This is a genomic window from Bartonella sp. ML70XJBT.G (assembly GCF_028618575.1).
Taxonomy (GTDB): Bacteria; Pseudomonadota; Alphaproteobacteria; order Rhizobiales; family Rhizobiaceae; genus Bartonella.
Map to the genome: position 1 here is coordinate 1 of NZ_JAQITA010000050.1, position 4,172 is coordinate 4,172.

1 protein-coding gene is annotated in these 4,172 nt (G+C 35.8%); it reads left to right on the top strand.

What is annotated here, in order from left to right:
• On the top strand, positions 1 to 3,525 hold a 3,525-nt coding region (locus tag PVV64_RS09985), incomplete at its 5' end, for a type ISP restriction/modification enzyme (protein ID WP_273760838.1).
• Positions 3,526 to 4,172: the final 647 nt, after the last annotated feature.

Here is a 4,172-nt window from a genome sequence, read left to right on the forward strand (position 1 = left end):
AATCCCATGCGGCGGGCTTTGGCTTTTTGTAAAGATATCAAGACCTCTGAACGTATCCGTGACACATTCAATTCTGCAGAAATGCAGAAAGAATTATATAATCTTCATAAGCTCTATAAAGAGACACCGCCTCTTCAGTGTACCTTTGCTCATATTGATGGAACACAAAGTGCCAAGAAACGCAATGAAGCCCTTGATTGGTTAAAGGAAGATGCGGGGGAAAACACCTGCCGTGTGCTCACCAATGTAAGATGTCTTTCTGAGGGTGTGGATGTTCCTGCTCTTGATGCGATCATGTTTTTACACCCGCGCAAAAGCCAAGTGGACGTGATACAGGCGGTGGGGCGTATTATGCGCCGTGCCAAAGGCAAGAAGAGAGGCTATATCATTTTACCGGTTGGGGTACCTGCTGGGATTTCTGCTGAAGAGGCTTTAAAATACAACAAGAGATACAGTGTTGTTTGGCAAGTGATCAATGCTTTGCTTTCCCATGATGAAAACTTTGAAGTAACCCTTAACCAGATGATTTTAGACCAAGATGTCAGTCATACTTTAGAGATTGTTGCTTTAAAGAGTATGACCACGGTTGAAGATAAAATCTATGTTTATGAGAAACCAGAAAGCACGGGTCTTGAGATTGGAAAAGCAGCCTATGAACCTCGTCATAGTTATAAAGGGCAAATGAGATTACCTTTTTATAAAGAGTTTCCCAATGCCCTTAAAACCCTTTTGGCTAAGAAATTTACCCTTGCGGATTATTGGGGCATATGGGCTGGCAATGTTGCTGAAATTGCACAAAACCATATTAATCGTCTTAAAGATATCCTATCCGATGAAACCAGTGAAGCCTATCACGCCTTTGAAAGCTTTCACAAAGAACTAAAAAACAACTTAAACAGTGAAATCAAACAAGAGGAAGCGCTTGAGATGTTAGGACAACATCTTGTCACGCGTCCCGTGTTTGAAGCCTTGTTTGATGGTAATGAATTTGTGCAAAACAATGCTATCTCACAAGCCATGGAAAAGATCTTAGCTGAGTTGGATAAAACCAATATCAAGCAAGTATCGAAAGAGTTACAAGAGTTTTATGACAGTGTGAAATTCCGTGCCTCTGGGATTACCTCCCCCCAAGCAAGACAAAACCTTATTATCAAGCTTTATGAAGATTTTTTTACCAAAGCATTTAAGAAAACCACCGATAGGCTTGGGATTGTTTACACCCCCGTTGAGGTTGTGGATTTTATCATTCATTCCGTTGATGAGGTTTTACGCAATGAATTTGGAAAAAGCCTAGGATCACGTGGTGTCTCTATTCTCGACCCTTTTACAGGGACTGGTACCTTTATCACAAGGCTTTTACAATCCAATCTCATCAAACCAGAGGATATGGAATATAAGTTCCGTCATGATATCCATGCCAATGAGATTGTTCTCTTAGCGTATTACATAGCAGCCATTAACATTGAATCGACCTATCATAGTCTTATGAAAGGGAATTATATCCCATTCAAGCATATTGGTTTAACCGATACGTTTCAAATGCTTGAAAAGGAAAGTCTATTACAAAAATTATTTAAAGAAAACAGTGAATATTTAGAACATCAGAAAAATCTGGATATCAAAGTTATTTTTGGTAATCCCCCTTATTCATTTGGACAAAAAAGTGAAAATGATAATGCAAAAAATACTCCTTATCCGATATTAGATAAACGTATCGGCGAAACTTATGCTGCTCAATCCAGAGCAAGTAATGTTAATAGAGTTTATGACAGTTATATACGTGCCATTCGTTGGGCTAGTGACCGTATTGATAATGCTGGGGTAATTGGTTTTGTGACAAATGCAAATTTTGTAGATGCAAATGCTATGGATGGTTTACGCAAATGCCTCGCTGAGGAATTTAGCAGTCTTTATATTTTCCATTTACGAGGAAATGCACGGACTTCTGGAGAACAACGTAAAAAAGAAAGTGGTGGAATTTTTGGTGAAGGATCTCGTGCCCCTATAGCGATTTCCATTCTCGTGAAAAATCCAGAATCTCAACAACAGGGGAAGATATATTTCTATGATATTGGAGATTATCTCACGAGAAAAGAAAAGCTTACGATAATTGAAACCCTTGGAAGTATTGATGGTATTACACGGAGCAAAAAAGGTTGGCAAATAATTACACCAGACAAATATGGTGATTGGCTTGGTCAACGTGATGACAGTTTCAAAATATTTTTAGCTATGGGTGATAAAAAAAGACATGATCAAAAGCTCTTTGAGAATTTTTCTTGTGGTATCGTAACAAGTCGTGATGCTTGGGCGTATAATTCAAGTCATGAAGATCTAGTAAAAAATATAAGTAACACGATTACCTTCTATAACAGTGAAGTGGAACGGTTTAATGATGCTTATGGACATATTGATCGCAGGATACGTAAAAATGCTATAAACAATTTCGTAAATTCAGATGCTAAAAAAATCAGTTGGAGCCGTGCTCTTAAACAAGATTTGGAAAAAGGAAAGTTTTTTGAATTTGAAAATGCGTGCCTTACTCTAGGTCTTTATCGTCCTTTTACACAACAGTGGCTCTATTATAATCGCACCTTCAATGAAATGGTTTATCAAATACCTCGAATATTTCCTATGGGAAAAGTGGTCGAAAATAGAGTAATACAAGTTACAGGTACAGGAGCAACGAAAGATTTTTCTGTCATCATGATTAAGACAGTGCCTGATTTCCAAATGATAGAGAACGGTCAATGCTTTCCAAGATATATCTATGAAGATGTCAAAACTTCAAAAGGTAAAAGTGAGAAACAATCCCATTTATTTGCAAATGCTACAGAAGAAAGTAAAAATGTTGGTTTACAACGACGTGATGCCATGACGGATGAAGGGCTAGCACATTTTAAAGCGGCTTATCCGAATGAAACCATCACTAAAGATGATCTATTCTATTACGTTTACGGAATCTTACATTCAGAAGATTATCGTTCCCGTTATGCTGATAACTTATGCAAAGAGTTGCCTCGTATCCCTTGTGTAAAAAGTGCTGAAGATTTTTGGAAATTTGTTAATGCAGGGCGTGAACTGGGTTATTTACACGTAAATTATGAAGATGTGGAACCTTATCCAGTGACCTTTAAAAAGGGTAATCCAAAACAGACTGATATCTCTAATCCAGAAAAGTTTTATTATGTGACTGAAATAAAATTCGCAAAAATTAAGAATAGCAAGGAAAAGGATAAATCGACTGTTATTTATAATAGCAATATCATCATAACAGACATTCCTCTTGAAGCTTATGAGTATATCGTCAATGGCAAGCCTGCTCTTGAATGGGTTATGGAACGTCAATGTGTGAAAACTGATAAAAAGAGCGGCATTGTGAATGATGCCAATCGCTATGCTGTTGAAACCGTTGGCAACCCTGCTTATCCATTAGAATTGTTTCAAAGGGTTATTACCGTAAGTTTAGAGACAATGAAAATTGTTAAAAACCTACCAAAATTAGAAATTAGAGAAACTGAATAAGCTTATAAGACCTTAAAACTCATAAGGGGTATAGAATATAGCTATACCTCTTTTGTAAGTTAATTAGATACAATCTTAAAAGAAATAATTTATCATGCGTTCTTCTAAAAAGAAATCATTTGCACTTTTAAACACTGTCATTTGGATTGCTTTAAGACTTATAAGAAATCCACTCTTAAAGTGAATTAGATTTTTTTACATTGCCTTTAAAAGATTATACCGTAATCTCAAATGATAGCTTTATCCTTTTTAAAAGCTTTGTTTAAAGAGAGCTATGTATATTTTGCTTATAGGTTTTGTCTGTTTTTAAACCCCCCAAAACACCTACAAAACCCTCTTAAATATATATTAAAGATTGTATTTATGTGTTGTGTTTAATACAGGTTGTTTATTTGAAACATTAACTTATTGAAATATAACAACTTTTATTTTGGATTAAAAAAATAAAATGATAATGGGTAAAAAGAACCCCCAAAACCCCCAAAACCTCTAAAACTCATAACCATAAGAGCCTTGATAGCATTTCTTATGATTATAACTGTCTTTTGAAAGGCTTTAAGAGATCACATGTTTTTTAAAGACGTGTTTTAATCATTCTCTAAAATGATTACTTTTGTCGGTTCAATTTACTGACACAAACTGACAAA